The 15,337-nt window shown below is 65.6% G+C and carries 15 protein-coding genes; 10 read left to right on the forward strand and 5 right to left on the reverse strand.

What is annotated here, in order from left to right; all coding sequences use genetic code 11:
* The 6 genes from LMA02_RS02340 to lpxC all read left to right on the forward strand — a co-directional run bounded on the left by LMA02_RS02340 (nucleotide 1) and on the right by lpxC (nucleotide 6,223).
* On the forward strand, nucleotides 1–942 hold the full coding sequence (locus LMA02_RS02340) for a D-alanine--D-alanine ligase (RefSeq protein ID WP_228906745.1): 942 nt from the start codon (nucleotides 1–3) through the stop codon (nucleotides 940–942).
* A gap of 19 nt (nucleotides 943–961) precedes the next feature.
* Nucleotides 962–1,714, forward strand: coding sequence for a cell division protein FtsQ/DivIB (locus tag LMA02_RS02345; protein ID WP_006752446.1), 753 nt, complete (start codon nucleotides 962–964; stop codon nucleotides 1,712–1,714).
* A gap of 26 nt (nucleotides 1,715–1,740) precedes the next feature.
* Nucleotides 1,741–2,973, forward strand: a complete 1,233-nt coding sequence (gene ftsA / locus LMA02_RS02350; protein WP_006752447.1) for a cell division protein FtsA — start codon at nucleotides 1,741–1,743, stop codon at nucleotides 2,971–2,973.
* Between the two features lie 190 nt (nucleotides 2,974–3,163).
* The gene (gene ftsZ, locus LMA02_RS02355) at nucleotides 3,164–4,360 is read left to right on the forward strand and encodes a cell division protein FtsZ (RefSeq protein ID WP_006752448.1); all 1,197 of its coding nucleotides are present in this window, start codon (nucleotides 3,164–3,166) and stop codon (nucleotides 4,358–4,360) included.
* Nucleotides 4,361–4,558: 198 nt separating this feature from the next.
* Nucleotides 4,559–5,065: a peroxiredoxin gene (locus tag LMA02_RS02360; protein ID WP_011655895.1), complete on the forward strand. Its 507-nt coding sequence runs from the start codon at nucleotides 4,559–4,561 to the stop codon at nucleotides 5,063–5,065.
* A 240-nt stretch (nucleotides 5,066–5,305) separates the two neighbouring features.
* Nucleotides 5,306–6,223 carry a UDP-3-O-acyl-N-acetylglucosamine deacetylase gene (lpxC, locus tag LMA02_RS02365; RefSeq protein WP_166722702.1) on the forward strand — a complete coding sequence of 306 codons (918 nt, stop codon included), beginning with the start codon at nucleotides 5,306–5,308 and terminating at the stop codon, nucleotides 6,221–6,223.
* A 78-nt stretch (nucleotides 6,224–6,301) separates the two neighbouring features.
* Here lpxC and LMA02_RS02370 read toward each other — a convergent pair whose 3' ends face one another.
* Complete coding sequence (locus tag LMA02_RS02370; protein WP_228906747.1) at nucleotides 6,302–6,781, reverse strand: DUF721 domain-containing protein; 480 nt, start codon at nucleotides 6,779–6,781, stop codon at nucleotides 6,302–6,304.
* A 256-nt stretch (nucleotides 6,782–7,037) separates the two neighbouring features.
* On the opposite strand from LMA02_RS02370, the gene secA reads away from it, so the two are divergent.
* From secA to LMA02_RS02390, 4 genes are all read left to right on the forward strand, one after another.
* Nucleotides 7,038–9,836, forward strand: a complete 2,799-nt coding sequence (secA, locus tag LMA02_RS02375; protein WP_228906749.1) for a preprotein translocase subunit SecA — start codon at nucleotides 7,038–7,040, stop codon at nucleotides 9,834–9,836.
* Between the two features lie 143 nt (nucleotides 9,837–9,979).
* The gene (argJ, locus tag LMA02_RS02380) at nucleotides 9,980–11,221 is read left to right on the forward strand and encodes a bifunctional glutamate N-acetyltransferase/amino-acid acetyltransferase ArgJ (RefSeq protein ID WP_228906751.1); all 1,242 of its coding nucleotides are present in this window, start codon (nucleotides 9,980–9,982) and stop codon (nucleotides 11,219–11,221) included.
* Between the two features lie 19 nt (nucleotides 11,222–11,240).
* Nucleotides 11,241–12,110: an ATP-binding protein gene (locus tag LMA02_RS02385; RefSeq protein ID WP_228906752.1), complete on the forward strand. Its 870-nt coding sequence runs from the start codon at nucleotides 11,241–11,243 to the stop codon at nucleotides 12,108–12,110.
* Nucleotides 12,107–12,565, forward strand: a complete 459-nt coding sequence (locus LMA02_RS02390) for an NUDIX domain-containing protein (RefSeq protein WP_228906754.1) — start codon at nucleotides 12,107–12,109, stop codon at nucleotides 12,563–12,565. Before LMA02_RS02385 ends, LMA02_RS02390 begins: the two co-directional genes overlap by 4 nt.
* A 59-nt stretch (nucleotides 12,566–12,624) precedes the next feature.
* On the opposite strand, the gene LMA02_RS02395 is transcribed toward LMA02_RS02390, so the two are convergent.
* The 4 genes from LMA02_RS02395 to LMA02_RS02410 form a co-directional block, all read right to left on the reverse strand.
* Nucleotides 12,625–12,828: a DNA gyrase inhibitor YacG gene (locus LMA02_RS02395; RefSeq protein WP_006754989.1), complete on the reverse strand. Its 204-nt coding sequence runs from the start codon at nucleotides 12,826–12,828 to the stop codon at nucleotides 12,625–12,627.
* Between the two features lie 28 nt (nucleotides 12,829–12,856).
* Complete coding sequence (zapD, locus tag LMA02_RS02400; protein ID WP_165750835.1) at nucleotides 12,857–13,612, reverse strand: cell division protein ZapD; 756 nt, start codon at nucleotides 13,610–13,612, stop codon at nucleotides 12,857–12,859.
* A 110-nt stretch (nucleotides 13,613–13,722) separates the two neighbouring features.
* Nucleotides 13,723–14,331, reverse strand: coding sequence for a dephospho-CoA kinase (gene coaE / locus LMA02_RS02405; RefSeq protein WP_228906756.1), 609 nt, complete (start codon nucleotides 14,329–14,331; stop codon nucleotides 13,723–13,725).
* 84 nt (nucleotides 14,332–14,415) lie between these two features.
* A complete protein-coding gene (locus LMA02_RS02410) occupies nucleotides 14,416–15,327 on the reverse strand; it encodes a prepilin peptidase (protein ID WP_228906758.1) in 912 nt (303 codons plus the stop codon).
* Nucleotides 15,328–15,337: the final 10 nt, after the last annotated feature.

Raw genomic sequence — 15,337 nt, forward strand, 5'->3', positions numbered from 1 at the left:
ATGAGCGGGATCGATCCGAAACGTTTCGGCAAGGTGGCAGTGTTGTTCGGCGGTGAATCCGCCGAGCGCGAGGTGTCGCTTACCTCGGGCCGCCTCGTGCTGCAGGGCCTGCGCGACGCGGGCATCGACGCGCATCCGTTCGACCCGGCAGAGCGGCCGCTGTCGGCGCTGAAGGATGAAGGTTTCGTGCGCGCGTTCAACGCGCTGCACGGCGGCTATGGCGAGAACGGCCAGATCCAGGGCGCGCTCGATTTCTACGGGATCCGCTACACGGGCAGCGGCGTGCTCGGCTCGGCGCTCGGCCTCGACAAGTTCCGCACGAAGCTCGTGTGGCAGCAGACGGGCGTGCCGACGCCGCCGTTCGAGACGGTGATGCGCGGTGACGACTACGCGGTGCGCGCGACGGACATCGTCGCGAAGCTCGGTCTGCCGCTGTTCGTGAAGCCGGCGAGCGAAGGCTCGAGCGTCGCGGTGCTGAAGGTGAAGACGGCCGACGCGTTGCCCGCCGCACTGTCGGAAGCCGCGACGCACGACAAGATCGTGATCGTCGAGAAGAGCATCGAAGGCGGCGGCGAATACACCGCGTGCATCGCCGGCGATCTCGATCTCCCGCTGATCAAGATCGTGCCGGCGGGCGAGTTCTACGACTACCACGCGAAATATGTCGCCGACGATACGCAGTACCTGATTCCGTGCGGGCTGCCGGCGGCGCAGGAAACCGAACTGAAGCGCATTGCGCGCCGCGCGTTCGACGTGCTCGGCTGCACCGACTGGGGCCGGGCGGATTTCATGCTCGACGCCGCCGGCAACGCGTATTTCCTGGAAGTGAACACGGCCCCCGGGATGACCGACCATTCGCTGCCGCCGAAGGCCGCGCGCTCGATCGGCATCGGCTATTCGGAGCTGGTCGTGAAGGTGCTGTCGCTTACGCTCAACGACTGACGCAGGAACGGAACGACGTATGTGGAACAACGTTCGCCAACTCAACCTTGCCGCCAGCGCGCTGTACGCGCTGCTGCTGCTCGTGTTGGCGGCGGCCGGCTGCTACTGGCTGATCCAGCGTCCGACGTTCGCGTTGCGCGAGATCCGGATCGACGGCGACACCGAGCACATCAACTCGCCTACGGTGCGCGCGGGCGTGGTCGGCCGGCTGAAAGGCAATTTCTTCACGGTCGATCTCGACTCGGCGCGTGCCGCGTTCGAGCAGATGCCGTGGGTGCGTCACGCGAGCGTGCGCCGGGTGTGGCCGAATGCGCTGGCTGTCACGCTCGAGGAGTACAAACCGCTCGGGACCTGGGGCAGCGCGCAGCTCGTGAGCGTCGACGGCGAGCTGTTCACCGCGAACCAGGGCGAGCTCGATCAGGAACTGCCGGCCTTCGATGGCCCGGAGGGCAGTGCGAAGGAAGTCGTCACGCGGTATCGCGACTTCGCGAATTGGTTTGCGCCGCTGAAGGCGGCGCCGGAAGAAGTGACGCTGTCGGCGCGCTACGCGTGGACGGTGAAGCTGTCGAACGGCATGCAGGTCGAACTGGGCAAGGAGCGCACCAGCGAGACCCTGCATGACCGGAGCCAGCGCCTCGTCGCCGCGTGGCCGGCTGTCACGGAGCGTTGGGGCAACGACATCGAGTACGCGGACCTGCGTTATCCGAACGGATTCGCGATTCGTGCGGCAGGCATGCGGTTCCTGACCGATACCGACAAGCGCAAGAAGTAACGAGAGATCACACGCAAGAGCACTTTATGAGCAAAGACTACAAGGATCTGCTGGTTTCCCTCGACATCGGCACGTCGAAGGTGGTGGCCATCGTCGCCGAGCTGAAGGGCGAAGGCCATTACGAGGTCATCGGCCTCGGCCAGAGCGAATCGAAAGGTCTGAAGAAGGGCGTGGTGGTCAACATCGAGGCCACCGTGCAGTCGATCCAGCGCGCGCTCGAGGAAGCCGAGCTGATGGCCGACTGCAAGATCACCAACGTGTTCACGGGGATTGCCGGCAGCCACATCCGCAGCTTCAACTCGAGCGGGATGGTCGCGATCAAGGACAAGGAAGTCACGCAGACCGACGTCGCGCGCGTGATCGAGACCGCGAAGGCGATCAATATCCCGACCGATCAGCAGGTGCTGCATATCCTCACGCAGGAATTCATCATCGACGGCCAGGAAGACGTGCGCGAGCCGATCGGGATGAGCGGCATCCGCCTCGAGGTGAAGGTGCACATCGTGACGGGCGCGGTCAGCGCCGCGCAGAACATCGTCAAGTGCGTGCGCCGCTGCGGGCTGGAAGTGAACGACCTGATCCTGCAGCCGCTCGCGTCGTCGCTGGCCGTGCTGACGGAAGACGAGAAGGATCTCGGCGTGGTGCTGGTCGACATCGGCGGCGGCACGACCGACATCGCGATCTTCGCCGAAGGCGCGATCCGTCATACCGCGGTGATTCCGATCGCCGGCGACCAGATCACCAGCGACATCGCGATGGCGCTGCGCACGCCGACGCCGGACGCGGAAGACATCAAGGTCGGCTACGGCATTGCCAAGCAGGCGCTCGCCGATCCGGACGAGATGGTCGAAGTGCCGGGCCTCGGCGAACGCGGTCCGCGCACGCTGTCGCGCCAGGCGCTCGCGGCGGTGATCGAGCCGCGCGTCGAGGAACTGTTCTCGCTCGTGCAGCAGGTCGTGCGCGAGTCGGGTTACGAAGAACTGCTGAGCTCCGGCGTGGTCATTACCGGCGGGGCTTCGATGATGCCGGGCATGGTCGAGCTCGGCGAAGACATTTTCCTGAAACCGGTGCGCATCGGCGCGCCGGAATACGCGGGCGGCCTCGCCGACGTGGTGCGCAATCCGCGCTATTCGACGGCGATGGGCCTGCTCGTCGAAGGCAGTGCGCAGCGCATGCGCGGCCGCAAGGTCGCCGTGCAGTCCGGCAACGCGGGGCAGATCTTCTCGCGGATGAAGGAATGGTTCCTGAGCAATTTTTGAGTACCCCACGGCTCGGTACGCCGAGCCTGCCCCCGAGGGGGCCAGGAAAACGCGGGGCGGCCCGACGTTGTCCTGGGGATGAGCCGAATCGAAATTCGCGCTGGTGCCGGCGGCTGGCGCGCGACAGGGGGTTGCCCGATCTCCTGCCGAATAACGGCCGAGTAGTCTTATTTTCTTGACGGAGGCAACAATGGAATTCGAAATGCTGGAAACCGAAACCAACGGCACCATCATCAAGGTGGTCGGCGTTGGCGGCGCTGGCGGCAATGCCGTTCAGCACATGATCAACCGCGGCGTGCAGGGCGTCGACTTCATCGTGATGAACACGGACGCTCAGGCGCTGTCGCGTTCGCGCGCATCGTCGGTGATCCAGCTGGGCAACACGGGCCTCGGCGCCGGTGCGAAGCCGGAAATGGGCCGTGCCGCGGCGGAAGAAGCGCGTGAGCGCATCGCCGATGCACTGCGTGGCGCGCACATGGTGTTCATCACGGCCGGCATGGGCGGTGGCACGGGCACGGGCGCGGCGCCGGTGGTCGCGCAGATCGCGAAGGAGATGGGCATCCTGACGGTTGGCGTCGTCAGCAAGCCGTTCGAATTCGAAGGCGGCAAGCGCATGCGCGTCGCGGAAGCAGGCTCGCAGCAACTGGAGGATCACGTCGACTCGCTGATCGTCGTTCTGAACGACAAGCTGTTCGACGTGATGGGCGATGACGCCGAGATGGACAAGTGCTTCCAGTGCGCGGACGACGTGTTGAACAACGCGGTCGCAGGCATTGCCGAAATCATCAATGTCGATGGTCTCGTGAACGTCGACTTCGAAGACGTGAAGACGGTGATGGGCGAGCAGGGCAAGGCGATGATGGGCACGGCGACGGTCGCCGGCGTCGATCGCGCACGCCTCGCGGCGGAACAGGCCGTGGCGAGCCCGCTGCTCGAAGGCGTCGATCTGTCGGGCGCGCGCGGCGTGCTGGTCAACATCACGTCGAGCCGTTCGCTGCGCCTGTCGGAAACGCGCGAAGTGATGAACACGATCAAGAGCTACGCGGCGGAAGATGCGACGGTGATCTTCGGTGCGGTGTACGACGACGCGATGGGCGATGCACTGCGCGTGACGGTCGTGGCGACGGGTCTGGGCCGTGCGGCGAAGAAGCAGCAATCGGCTCCGATGACGCTGCTGCGCACGGGTACCGACAACCAGCCGGTCAGCGCGGTCTCGCACGGTTACGCGCAGCCGCAACACGTCAGCACGGCCGACTACGGCGCGCTCGATACGCCGGCGGTGTGGCGCAACTCGCGCGAAACCGCGGCATCGCACGTGCAGGCGCTGCAGGAGAAGGGTGTCGATACGTACGACATCCCGGCTTTCCTGCGCAAGCAGGCTGACTGACGACGCACACAGGCGAAGCCGCGGCGCAATCGCTGAGATTGCCGCGGTAACGCCGGCGTGACGGATGCCACGGACCACGACAGGCCGCGTCGGATGCGACGCCGGGCCGGGAAACGTGCCCTCTTCGCATGAGCGGAGCGGGATGGGACGTGCTGTCCGCAATACGCTGAAAAACCGTATCGCTATGAGGGACCAGCCATGATTCAAGTGGGCGACGCGCTGCCCGACGCGCAATTGTTCGAGTTCATCGACGACGCGCGCGCAGGCTGCACGCTGGGGCCGAACGCCTTCAGCGTGCGCGACCAGGTGGCGGGAAAGCGGGTGGTGATCTTCGGATTGCCGGGGGCTTTCACGCCGACCTGTTCGGCGCAGCATGTGCCGGGCTATGTCGAGCACGCCGAGCAACTGCGCTCGGCGGGCATCGACGAGCTCTGGTGCGTGTCCGTCAACGACGCATTCGTGATGGGCGCATGGGGACGTGATCTGCACACCGCGGGCAAGGTGCGCATGATGGCGGACGGCAGCGCTGCTTTCACTCATGCGCTGGGGCTGACGCAGGATTTGTCCGCGCGTGGCATGGGAATCCGTTCCCTGCGCTACGCGATGGTGGTCGACGACGGTGTGGTCAAGACGCTGGCTGTCGAAGCGCCGGGCAAGTTCGAAGTAAGCGATGCGGCGAGTGTTCTCGCGACGTTGACGTCCTGATCGTGCGGTGCGCCGTTGCCTGCCGGCAACGCTGCTCACCGCCGTCGGGGCAGTTGTAACACGGGCCGATGACCGGAAACGCCTCCGTTCCGGGCATCGGCCCGTCCCGTATCGACGCGGGTAAACAGTCGAAACAGATTGATACGCAGTTTCAAACAGCGTTGAATAGGGAATTACGCTATAATCCCACCTATCGAATATAACTCCTGATTGATATTCTCAATCAAGTTGAAGAAGACCATGCTGAAGCAGCGCACCATCAAATCGATCGTGAAGACCGTGGGTATCGGTCTGCACTCGGGCCGCAAGGTCGAACTGACGCTCCGTCCGGCCGCGCCGGGCACGGGGATTGTTTTCTCGCGCGTCGACCTGCCCACGCCCGTCGACATTCCGGCATCCGCGATGTCGATCGGCGACACGCGGCTCGCGTCGGTGCTGCAGAAGGATGGCGCGCGCGTGTCGACCGTCGAGCACCTGATGTCGGCATGCGCCGGCCTCGGCATCGACAATCTCTATGTCGACGTGACGGCCGAGGAAATCCCGATCATGGACGGCAGCGCCGCGTCCTTCGTGTTCCTGATCCAGTCCGCGGGCATCGAGGAGCAGAACGCGCCGAAGCGCTTCATCAAGGTGACGAAGCCGGTCGAAATCCGTGACGGTGACAAGTTCGCGCGTCTCGAGCCGTATTTCGGCTTCAAGCTGAAGTTCACGATCGACTTCCGTCATCCGGCGGTCGACAAGACCGGCCAGGAGCTCGAGGTCGACTTCGCGAACACGTCATACGTGCGCGAGATCGCGCGCGCGCGCACGTTCGGTTTTGCCCACGAAGTCGAAATGATGCGCGAGCTGGGTCTCGCACGCGGCGGCAGCATGGACAACGCGATCGTGCTCGACGAATACCGGATCCTGAACAACGACGGGCTGCGCTACGACGACGAGTTCGTGAAGCACAAGATGCTCGACGCGATCGGCGACCTGTACGTGGTCGGCCATCCGCTGCTGGCGTCGTACACGGCATACAAGTCGGGTCACGGGCTGAACAACGCGCTGTTGCGCGAACTGCTCGCCCACGAAGACGCATACGAGATCGTCACGTTCGACGATCCGCAAGCCGCACCGAGCGGTTTCGCGTTCGACACGCAGACGGCCTTCGCCTGATCGGCGTCCGTCACGAGCCAATAAAAAAGCGACCTTCGGGTCGCTTTTTTATTGGGCGGCGCGCGGTCGACGGCGCGCTCAGCGCGACGACTTCGTGCCGTGCCGCGCGGCCATCCGCGCGAGCGCGGCCTGCAGCGGCGACGGCTCGAGGTGATCGGCGAGTTCGCGCAACGCGGCGGCGCCGACGGTCGTCATGCGCGCCTGCTTTACGTGCGGCGGCTCCGGCGCGTCCTTCGGACGCACGCGTACGCGCAGCGCCGAAACCGGCCAGCCGCGCTTCTGCAACTCGGCGAGCAGCCGCGGCTCGACCTGCCGCAGCCGGGCAGCGAGCGCATTGTGCGCGGCAAAGAGGGTCAGGGTGCCGTCCTTGATCGAGCCCGGTTCGACATGATTCGCAAGATAGTCGGGCAGGAGCGCGGTGAGGTCGCGCTGCAGCGACGCCACCTGTTCGACGCCGGCGCGCAGCGCGGCGAACGCGTCGGTGCGGTTGAGCACTTCGGACACGGGTTGGGGGCGATACGCGGAGAGCGGGCCGAAACGCTTGGAAAATCGGTTCATCGAGGCATTCTTCGGGCGCGCACGTGCGCGGACGTTGACGCCGATTGTACCCGCGCCGGCCCGCGCACGGGCGGCTTTCGGGCCGTGCGCCTGGTGGCCCGCGCGGGTTCGCCGCGCGGCGCGCGTCCAGCCGCATGCGTCCCCGCGTGCTAAAATTCCTCGTTTGATTCCACTAATTCGCTAAGCCGCCGAGGCTCGGGCGTCGGGGCGCGCAACACGCGCCGGGCGCCGGTGCTGCGACGCAGGATCCGATCCGATGACAACCGGTTTTCTCCAGAAAATTTTTGGCAGCCGCAACCAGCGGCTCGTCAAGCAATATCAAAAGACCGTCGCGACGATCAATGCGCTCGAAACGCAGATCGAGCAGCTGACGGACGACCAGTTGCGCGGCAAGACGGATGAGTTCCGCCAGCGGGTCGCGGCCGGTGAGTCGCTCGACAAGCTGCTGCCCGAGGCGTTCGCGGTCTGCCGGGAGGCGAGCCGCCGCGTGCTGAAGATGCGCCACTTCGACGTGCAGTTGATCGGCGGCATGGTGCTTCACTACGGCAAGATCGCGGAAATGCGCACCGGCGAGGGCAAGACGCTCGTCGCAACGCTGCCCGTGTACCTGAATGCGCTGGCTGGCCGCGGCGTGCACGTCGTGACGGTCAACGACTACCTCGCACAGCGCGACGCCGAATGGATGGCGCGTCTCTACAACTTCCTCGGTCTGTCGGTCGGCATCAACCTGTCCGGCATGGAGCACGAGCAGAAGCAGCAGGCCTACGCGTCGGACATCACCTACGGTACGAACAACGAGTTCGGCTTCGACTACCTGCGCGACAACATGGTCTACGAGACCGAAGCGCGCGTGCAGCGGGCACTGAACTTCGCGGTCGTCGACGAAGTGGACTCGATCCTGATCGACGAGGCACGTACGCCGCTGATCATCTCGGGCCAGGCGGAAGATCACACCGAACTGTACGTGCGGATGAACGCGCTGCCGCCGCTGCTCGAGCGCCAGATCGGCGAGGAGAAGGCCGACGGCACGGGCGTCGAGAAGCCGGGCGACTACACGCTGGACGAAAAATCGCGCCAGGTGTTCCTGACGGAGTCGGGCCACGAGAAGGCCGAGCGACTGCTCGCCGAGTGGGGCCTGATCGGTGAGGGCGAGAGCCTGTACGCGCCGCAGAACATCACGCTGATGCACCACGTGTACGCCGCGCTGCGCGCGCACACGCTGTTCTACAAGGACCAGCACTACGTCGTGCAGAACGGCGAAGTGGTGATCGTCGACGAATTCACGGGCCGCCTGATGGCGGGCCGCCGCTGGTCCGACGGCCTGCACCAGGCGGTCGAGGCGAAGGAACACGTGAAGATCCAGAGCGAGAACCAGACGCTCGCATCGATCACGTTCCAGAACTACTTCCGGATGTACGCGAAGCTCGCGGGCATGACGGGTACGGCGGACACCGAAGCGTACGAATTCAACGAGATCTACGGCCTCGAGACGGTCGTGATCCCGACCAACCGGCCGCCGAAGCGGATCGACAAGCAGGACCAGATCTACAAGACCGCCAAGGAGCGCTACGACGCGGTGATCCGCGACATTCGCGAGTGCTACGAGCGCGGTCAGCCGGTGCTGGTCGGCACGACGTCGATCGAGAACTCGGAACTGCTGTCGCACCTGCTGAAGCAGGCCGGGCTGCCGCACGAAGTGCTGAACGCGAAGCAGCACGAACGTGAAGCCGCGATCGTCGCGGAAGCCGGCCGTCCGAAACGCATCACGATCGCGACCAACATGGCCGGCCGTGGTACCGACATCGTGCTCGGCGGCAACGCCGAGAAGCAGGCGGCGTTCATCGAAGCCGACGAAGCGATTCCGGCCGACGAAAAGGCGCGCCGCATCAAGCAGCTGCACGACGAGTGGGAGACGCTGCACGAGCAGGTGAAGGCCGCAGGCGGCCTGCACATCATCGGCACCGAGCGCCACGAATCGCGCCGGATCGACAACCAGCTGCGCGGCCGTGCGGGCCGCCAGGGCGACCCGGGTTCGTCGCGCTTCTATCTGTCGCTGGACGATCCGCTGCTGCGCATCTTCGCGGGCGACCGCGTGCGTTCGATCATGGATCGTCTGAAGATGCCCGAAGGCGAGGCGATCGAGGCCGGCATCGTCACGCGTTCGATCGAATCCGCGCAGCGCAAGGTCGAAGCACGCAACTTCGACATCCGCAAGCAGCTGCTCGAATACGACGACGTGTCGAACGACCAGCGCAAGGTGATCTACCAGCAGCGCAATGAACTGCTCGAAGCCCACGACATCACCGAGACGATCTCGGCGATGCGTCACGGCGTGGTCACCGAAGTCGTCCGCCAGTTCGTGCCGGAAGGCAGCATCGAGGAACAATGGGACGTGCCCGAGCTCGAGGAAGCGCTGCGCAACGACTGGCAGCTCGACCTCGCGATCCAGGAAATGGTGAACGAGTCATCGTCGATCACGGCCGACGAGATTCTCGACGCCGTGACGACCGCCGCCGACGAGCAGTACGAGGCGAAGGTCGCGATGGTCGGCCGCGAATCGTTCAGCGCGTTCGAGCGTTCGGTGATGCTGCAGACGGTCGACCGCCTCTGGCGCGAGCACCTCGCTGCGCTCGACCACCTGCGCCAGGGCATCCACCTGCGCGGCTATGCGCAGAAGAACCCGAAGCAGGAATACAAGCGCGAAGCGTTCGAGCTGTTCGCCGCGATGCTCGATGCGATCAAGCAGGAAGTCACGCGCATCGTGATGAACGTTCAGATCCAGTCGCCCGAGCAGCTCGAGGAAGCCGCCGAGCAGATCGAGGAGCGCAGCGGTCATGTCGAGAACGTCGAGTACCAGCATGCCGACTACGCGGAATCGGGCGCGCCGGTGGCGAACGTCGCGGCCGCCACGGCGGCCACCGCGACGGCCGACATGGTCGGCAGCGCGATGACCCACAGCGGCCCCGGCGGCGAGATGCCGAAGGTCGGCCGCAACGACCCGTGCCCGTGCGGCAGCGGCAAGAAGTACAAGCAATGTCACGGGAAGCTGTCATGATCGGCGGCGGCGCGCATCGGCGTGCCGCTTCATCCGCAGCTTCGAGTCAGTGAAGTGAGTTGCGGCGGCCCGCTCGTGCGGCCGTCGGTTCTTCCAATCAATGCCGGCGCGTGCCGGCATTTTCCATCCGGCAGGTGTGCCCCATGGCTGTCAATTTTCCGTCGATCGATCCCGCCCAACTGCATCCCGTCGCTGGCGTCACGCTCGGCTGGGCGGAAGCGAACATCCGCAAGCCGAATCGCAAGGACGTGCTGGTCATCTCCGTCGAGGAAGGGGCGACGGTCGCCGGCGTATTCACCGAGAACCGCTTCTGCGCCGCACCCGTGATCGTGTGCCGCGAGCACCTGGCCAACATGCGTGCGGGCGGCGCGGGCATCCGTGCGCTCGTCGTGAATACGGGCAATGCGAATGCGGGCACCGGCGAGCCGGGCCTCGCGAACACGCGTGAGACCTGCACGGAACTCGCGCGCCTCGCGGGCATCGACGCCGCACAGGTGCTGCCGTTCTCGACCGGCGTGATTCTCGAGCCGCTGCCGATCGACCGCCTGAAGGCAGGGCTGCCGGCCGCGCTCGCGAACCGCAAGGCCGCGAACTGGTACGACGCCGCGCAGACGATCATGACGACCGACACGCTGCCGAAGGCCACGTCGCGCCAGGTGACGATCGACGGTCACACGGTCACGCTGACGGGCATCAGCAAGGGCGCGGGCATGATCAAGCCGAACATGGCGACGATGCTCGGCTTCCTGGCGTTCGATGCGAACGTCGCGCAGCCGGTGCTCGACACGCTCGTGAAGGACGTGGCCGATCGCTCGTTCAACTGCATCACGATCGACGGCGACACGTCGACGAACGACTCGTTCATCCTGATCGCATCGGGCAAGAGCACGCTGCCCGCGATCACGTCGACCGACTCGCCGGCCTATGCGGCGCTGCGCGAAGCGGTCACGCAGGTCGCCCAGGTGCTGTCGCAGCTGATCGTGCGCGACGGCGAAGGCGCGACGAAATTCATGACGGTGCAGGTCGAAGGCGGCAAGAGTGTCGCCGAGTGCCGCCAGATTGCCTACGCGATCGGTCATTCGCCGCTGGTGAAGACGGCCTTCTACGCATCCGACCCCAACCTCGGCCGGATTCTCGCGGCGATCGGCTATGCGGGCGTCACGGATCTCGACGTCGGCAAGATCGATCTCTATCTCGACGACGTGCTCGTCGCGAAGGCCGGTGGCCGCAACCCGGCTTACCAGGAAGAGGACGGCCAGCGCGTGATGAAGCAGAGCGAAATCACGATCCGCGTGCTGCTCGGCCGCGGCGACGCGCAGGCTACCGTCTGGACGTGCGACCTGTCGCACGATTACGTGAGCATTAACGCGGATTACCGTTCCTGATCGGGAGCGCTCGGACCACATGGACAAGCTCGAACAGTTTCTGACGCGTGCCGAAGCGCTGCTCGGCCGCCTCGAGGGGATGCTGCCGCCCGCAGCGGCGGCTGTCGACTGGAATGCCGCCACCGCGTTCCGCTGGCGCAAGCGCCAGGGGCGCGGCTATCTGCAGCCGGTGCCGGCCGCGTCGTCGATCACGCTCGACGATCTGCACAACATCGATCGGCAGAAAGGGTTGATCGAACAGAACACGCGACAGTTCGTGCGGTGCAAGCCGGCGAACAACGTGCTGCTGACCGGTGCGCGCGGCACCGGCAAGTCGTCGCTGATCAAGGCGTGCCTGAACGCCTATGCGAAGGACGGGCTGCGCCTGATCGAAGTCGACAAGGACGACCTGCACGATCTCGGTGACATCGTCGAGCTGATCGCGCAGCGTCCGGAGCGGTTCATCGTGTTCTGCGACGATCTGTCGTTCGAGGAAGGCGAATCGGGCTACAAGGCGCTGAAGGTTGCGCTCGACGGCTCGATCGCCGCGCAGTCCGACAACGTGCTGATCTATGCGACGTCGAACCGCCGCCATCTGCTGCCCGAGTACATGAGCGACAACGAGTCGTACAAGCATCTGCCGGACGGCGAGATCCACCCCGGTGAAGTCGTCGAGGAAAAGATTTCGCTGTCGGAGCGCTTCGGCCTGTGGGTCAGCTTCTACCCGTTCAAGCAGGACGACTATCTCGACATCGTCGCGCACTGGCTGCGCCATTTCGGTTGCCCGGACGGCGAGATCGAGACGGCGCGCGGCGACGCGCTCGTCTGGGCGCTCGAGCGCGGTTCGCGCTCGGGGCGCGTCGCGTGGCAGTTCGCGCGCGATTGGTCGGGTCGCAAGGAGCAGGCATGAGCACGGATTCCGCGGTGGGCGCCGTGCGCGCGCCCGACGGCCGCAAGGTGACGGAAGTCGCGGTCGGCGTGATGGTACAGCCCGGCGACCCGGGCGGCCACTGCCGTTACCTGCTTGCGCAGCGGCTGCAGGGCAAGCCGTACGAAGGCTACTGGGAGTTCCCGGGCGGCAAGCTGGAAGCCGGCGAGAGCGTCGAGGACGCGCTGGCGCGCGAGCTGCACGAGGAACTCGGCATCGTCGTCACCGCCAGCCACCGCTGGCATACGCTCGAGCACGACTATCCGCACGCGTACGTGCGGCTCTATTTCTGCAAGGTGACGGGCTGGACGGGAGAGCCGCACAGCAAGGAAGGCCAGGCGTTCGTGTGGCAGGAACTGCCGGTCGACGTCGCGCCGCTGCTGCCGGCGGCGCTGCCGGTGCTGGAATTGCTCGAGAAGGAAGCGGCGTCGCAATGACGCCGCGGCGGCTCGCCTGAAAAGCGGGCCGTATCCGCCTGCGGGGTACCGCGCGCCGCTCAGCTGTCGCGACGGCCGTCGGTGCCGTCTTCTTCCTCGGACGACGGACCTTCGTCGGAGGAGCCACCGATCCGGTACTTTTCCGCGGCCCATGCGCCGAGGTCGAGCTGCTTGCAGCGGGCCGAACAGAACGGGCGGAACTTGTTTTCAGGTGTCCAGCGCACTTCTGCGCCGCACGAAGGACATTTCACAACGGTAGTCATACGAAAGCGTCGAACCGGCGCGGGGCCGTTACAGATTGCAGAGTGTCAGATGGAACGGCACGTCGATGTCCACCGCGCGCGGCCGCACGTCGCCGTCCTGCATGGTGAACCGTACCCACAGCATGTATTTGTTGGCGCTCGCTTCGGGAATCACGCGCAGTTCCGGCGGCACGCGCACCTGCATCAGCTGGTAGCTGCGCCCCGATAGCATCTGCTGGTAGCTGCCCTGCATCGCCATCACCTTCGACGCCTGACCCGATTCGCGAGCGAGCCGCAGCACGATTGCCGCCGCGTCGCGCAGCGGCAGCAGCGGCATGATCCATTTAGCGATGTCGTGGCGCCGCTGTTCCGCGGGCCATTGCTGCCACGCATAGTACGACGGCAGGTCGAACTTGCACGTGCCGCCGGGAATCACCGCGCGGCTGCGGATGCTGGCGAGCCACTCGTTGTCGACCAGATGCTGCCCGGTCTTGCCCTGCATCTGCGCAAGATTGGCGAGCGTCTGCTCGATTTCACCGAGCACGGCTTCGAGCGCATTCTGTTCGATGCCCGGATTGCCGCGAAAGGGAGCGAGCGTCTGGCGTTGACGTTCGAGTTCCTTCATCAGATCCGATTTCAGGTCCGCGCGGCCCGTGACCTCGGCGATTTCGAACAGCGTCGTCAGCGCGACGTGATGTTCACGCGGGTCCTCCTGAGCCAAAAAGAACGCGAAGCGCTCGAACAAGTCTTCGAGGCGCAACAGCGTGCGAATTCGCTCGTTGAACGGATACTCGTAAAGAATCAAGCGCGCTCGCCTCTCGGGGTAGGGATTGAAACAATGCAGGACATTCTAATGCTCACTGTCTACCCTAGCAACGCGCCAATTTCGTGCACCATCACGATCGCATGCGGCGGTCAGTGCGCGGCGGCCGCGAATCCAAGATAGCGTTGGTGCAGTGCATCGACCTGCGCGGCAAGCCTATCGGGCGCCGTCGCATCGTTGACGATCACGTCGTCGGCCGCCGCGAGACGCGCTTCACGCGTCGCCTGTCTTGCGATGATCGCTTCGACCTGTTCGCGCGTGAAACCATTGCGCCGCATCACACGTGCGATCTGCGTTTCGACCGGACAGTCGACGACCAGCACACGATCGCTGCGCGCCTTCCAGTTACCTGACTCCACGAGCAGCGGTACGACGAAGATCACGTACGGCCCCTGCGCTTCACGGGCCTCGCGATCGGTCTCCGCGCGGATCAGCGGATGCGTGATCGCTTCGAGGCGCCGGCGTGCGTCGTCGTCGCTGAAAATCAGTGCGCGCATCTTCGCGCGATCGAGCGAGCCGTCGGCCGCGACGAAGTCCGGTCCGAATGCGTGTTCGATCGCCGGCATCGCGAGACCGGCGGGTGCGGTGATGCGGTGCGCGATCAGGTCGGTATCGACGAGCGATGCGCCGCGTGCGGCGAACATGTCGGCGACGGTCGTCTTGCCGCTGCCGATGCCGCCGGTGAGTCCTATTGCAAACATGTGAGCCTCCGCCGGGCCGCCACGAGGAAACGAGTCTCCTCCCCGCGACGCAGCGAACAAGGCGGACGGTGGCGGTGCGTCATGTCAGCCGCCGATCGCCAAATAGAAAGGGGTGCCTAAAAACAGCGTCGCGACGCCGCCTGCCGCGAGGAACGGGCCGAACGGAATCGGCTCCTCGAAGCGCATGCGCCCGCGCCAGGTCGCGACGAGCCCGACGATCGCGCCCGTCACCGCGGCGAACAGCACGACCTGCGGCAGCGCGGCCCAGCCCATCCATGCGCCGAGCGCGGCGAGCAGCTTCAGGTCACCGAAGCCGATGCCCTCGATGCCGCGCAGCCATTTGAACAGCCAGTAGATCGACCACAGGAACAGGTAGCCGGCCATCGCGCCGACCACGGCCGAACGCAGCGACGTGAACGTGCCGCCGAGATTCAGTGCGAGCCCTGCCCACAGCAGCGGCAGCGTCATCGAATCGGGAAGGTAGCCGGTCCGGATGTCGATAGCGCTCATCGCCAGCAGCGCGGCGCAGAGCCCGAACGCGGCGAGTGCGGCGGCGGTAGGGCCGAACGCGGCGAGCGACCCGGCGGCGAGCAGCGCACCGGCGAGCTCGACGAGCGGATAGCGCACGCCGATCGCATGGCCGCACTGGCGGCAGCGACCGCGCAACATCAGGTAGCTGACGAGCGGGATGTTTTCCCACGCGCGTAGCACGTGGCCGCAGTGCGGACATGCGCTGCGCGGGCGCCACAGATCGTAGTGCGGCGGATAGCCGTCGTCCGGCGCGGCGCTTGCGCTGCCGGTCGCTTCGGCGATTTCGGCCTGCCATGCGCGCTGCATCATCACCGGGATCCGGTGCACGACGACGTTGACGAAGCTGCCGACGCACAGCCCGAGCACGACGGCGAATGCATATTGCACCGCGGGCGGCAGCATCGCCAGCGCGAGCAACGTGCTGTCGGGAGAATCGAAAACGGTGGTCAGGGGCGCGGGCGTCATGGGCTCGGGT

Origin of the sequence: Burkholderia sp. B21-005 (assembly GCF_020843965.1) — a bacterium.
GTDB classification, from domain to species: Bacteria; Pseudomonadota; Gammaproteobacteria; order Burkholderiales; family Burkholderiaceae; genus Burkholderia; species Burkholderia ambifaria.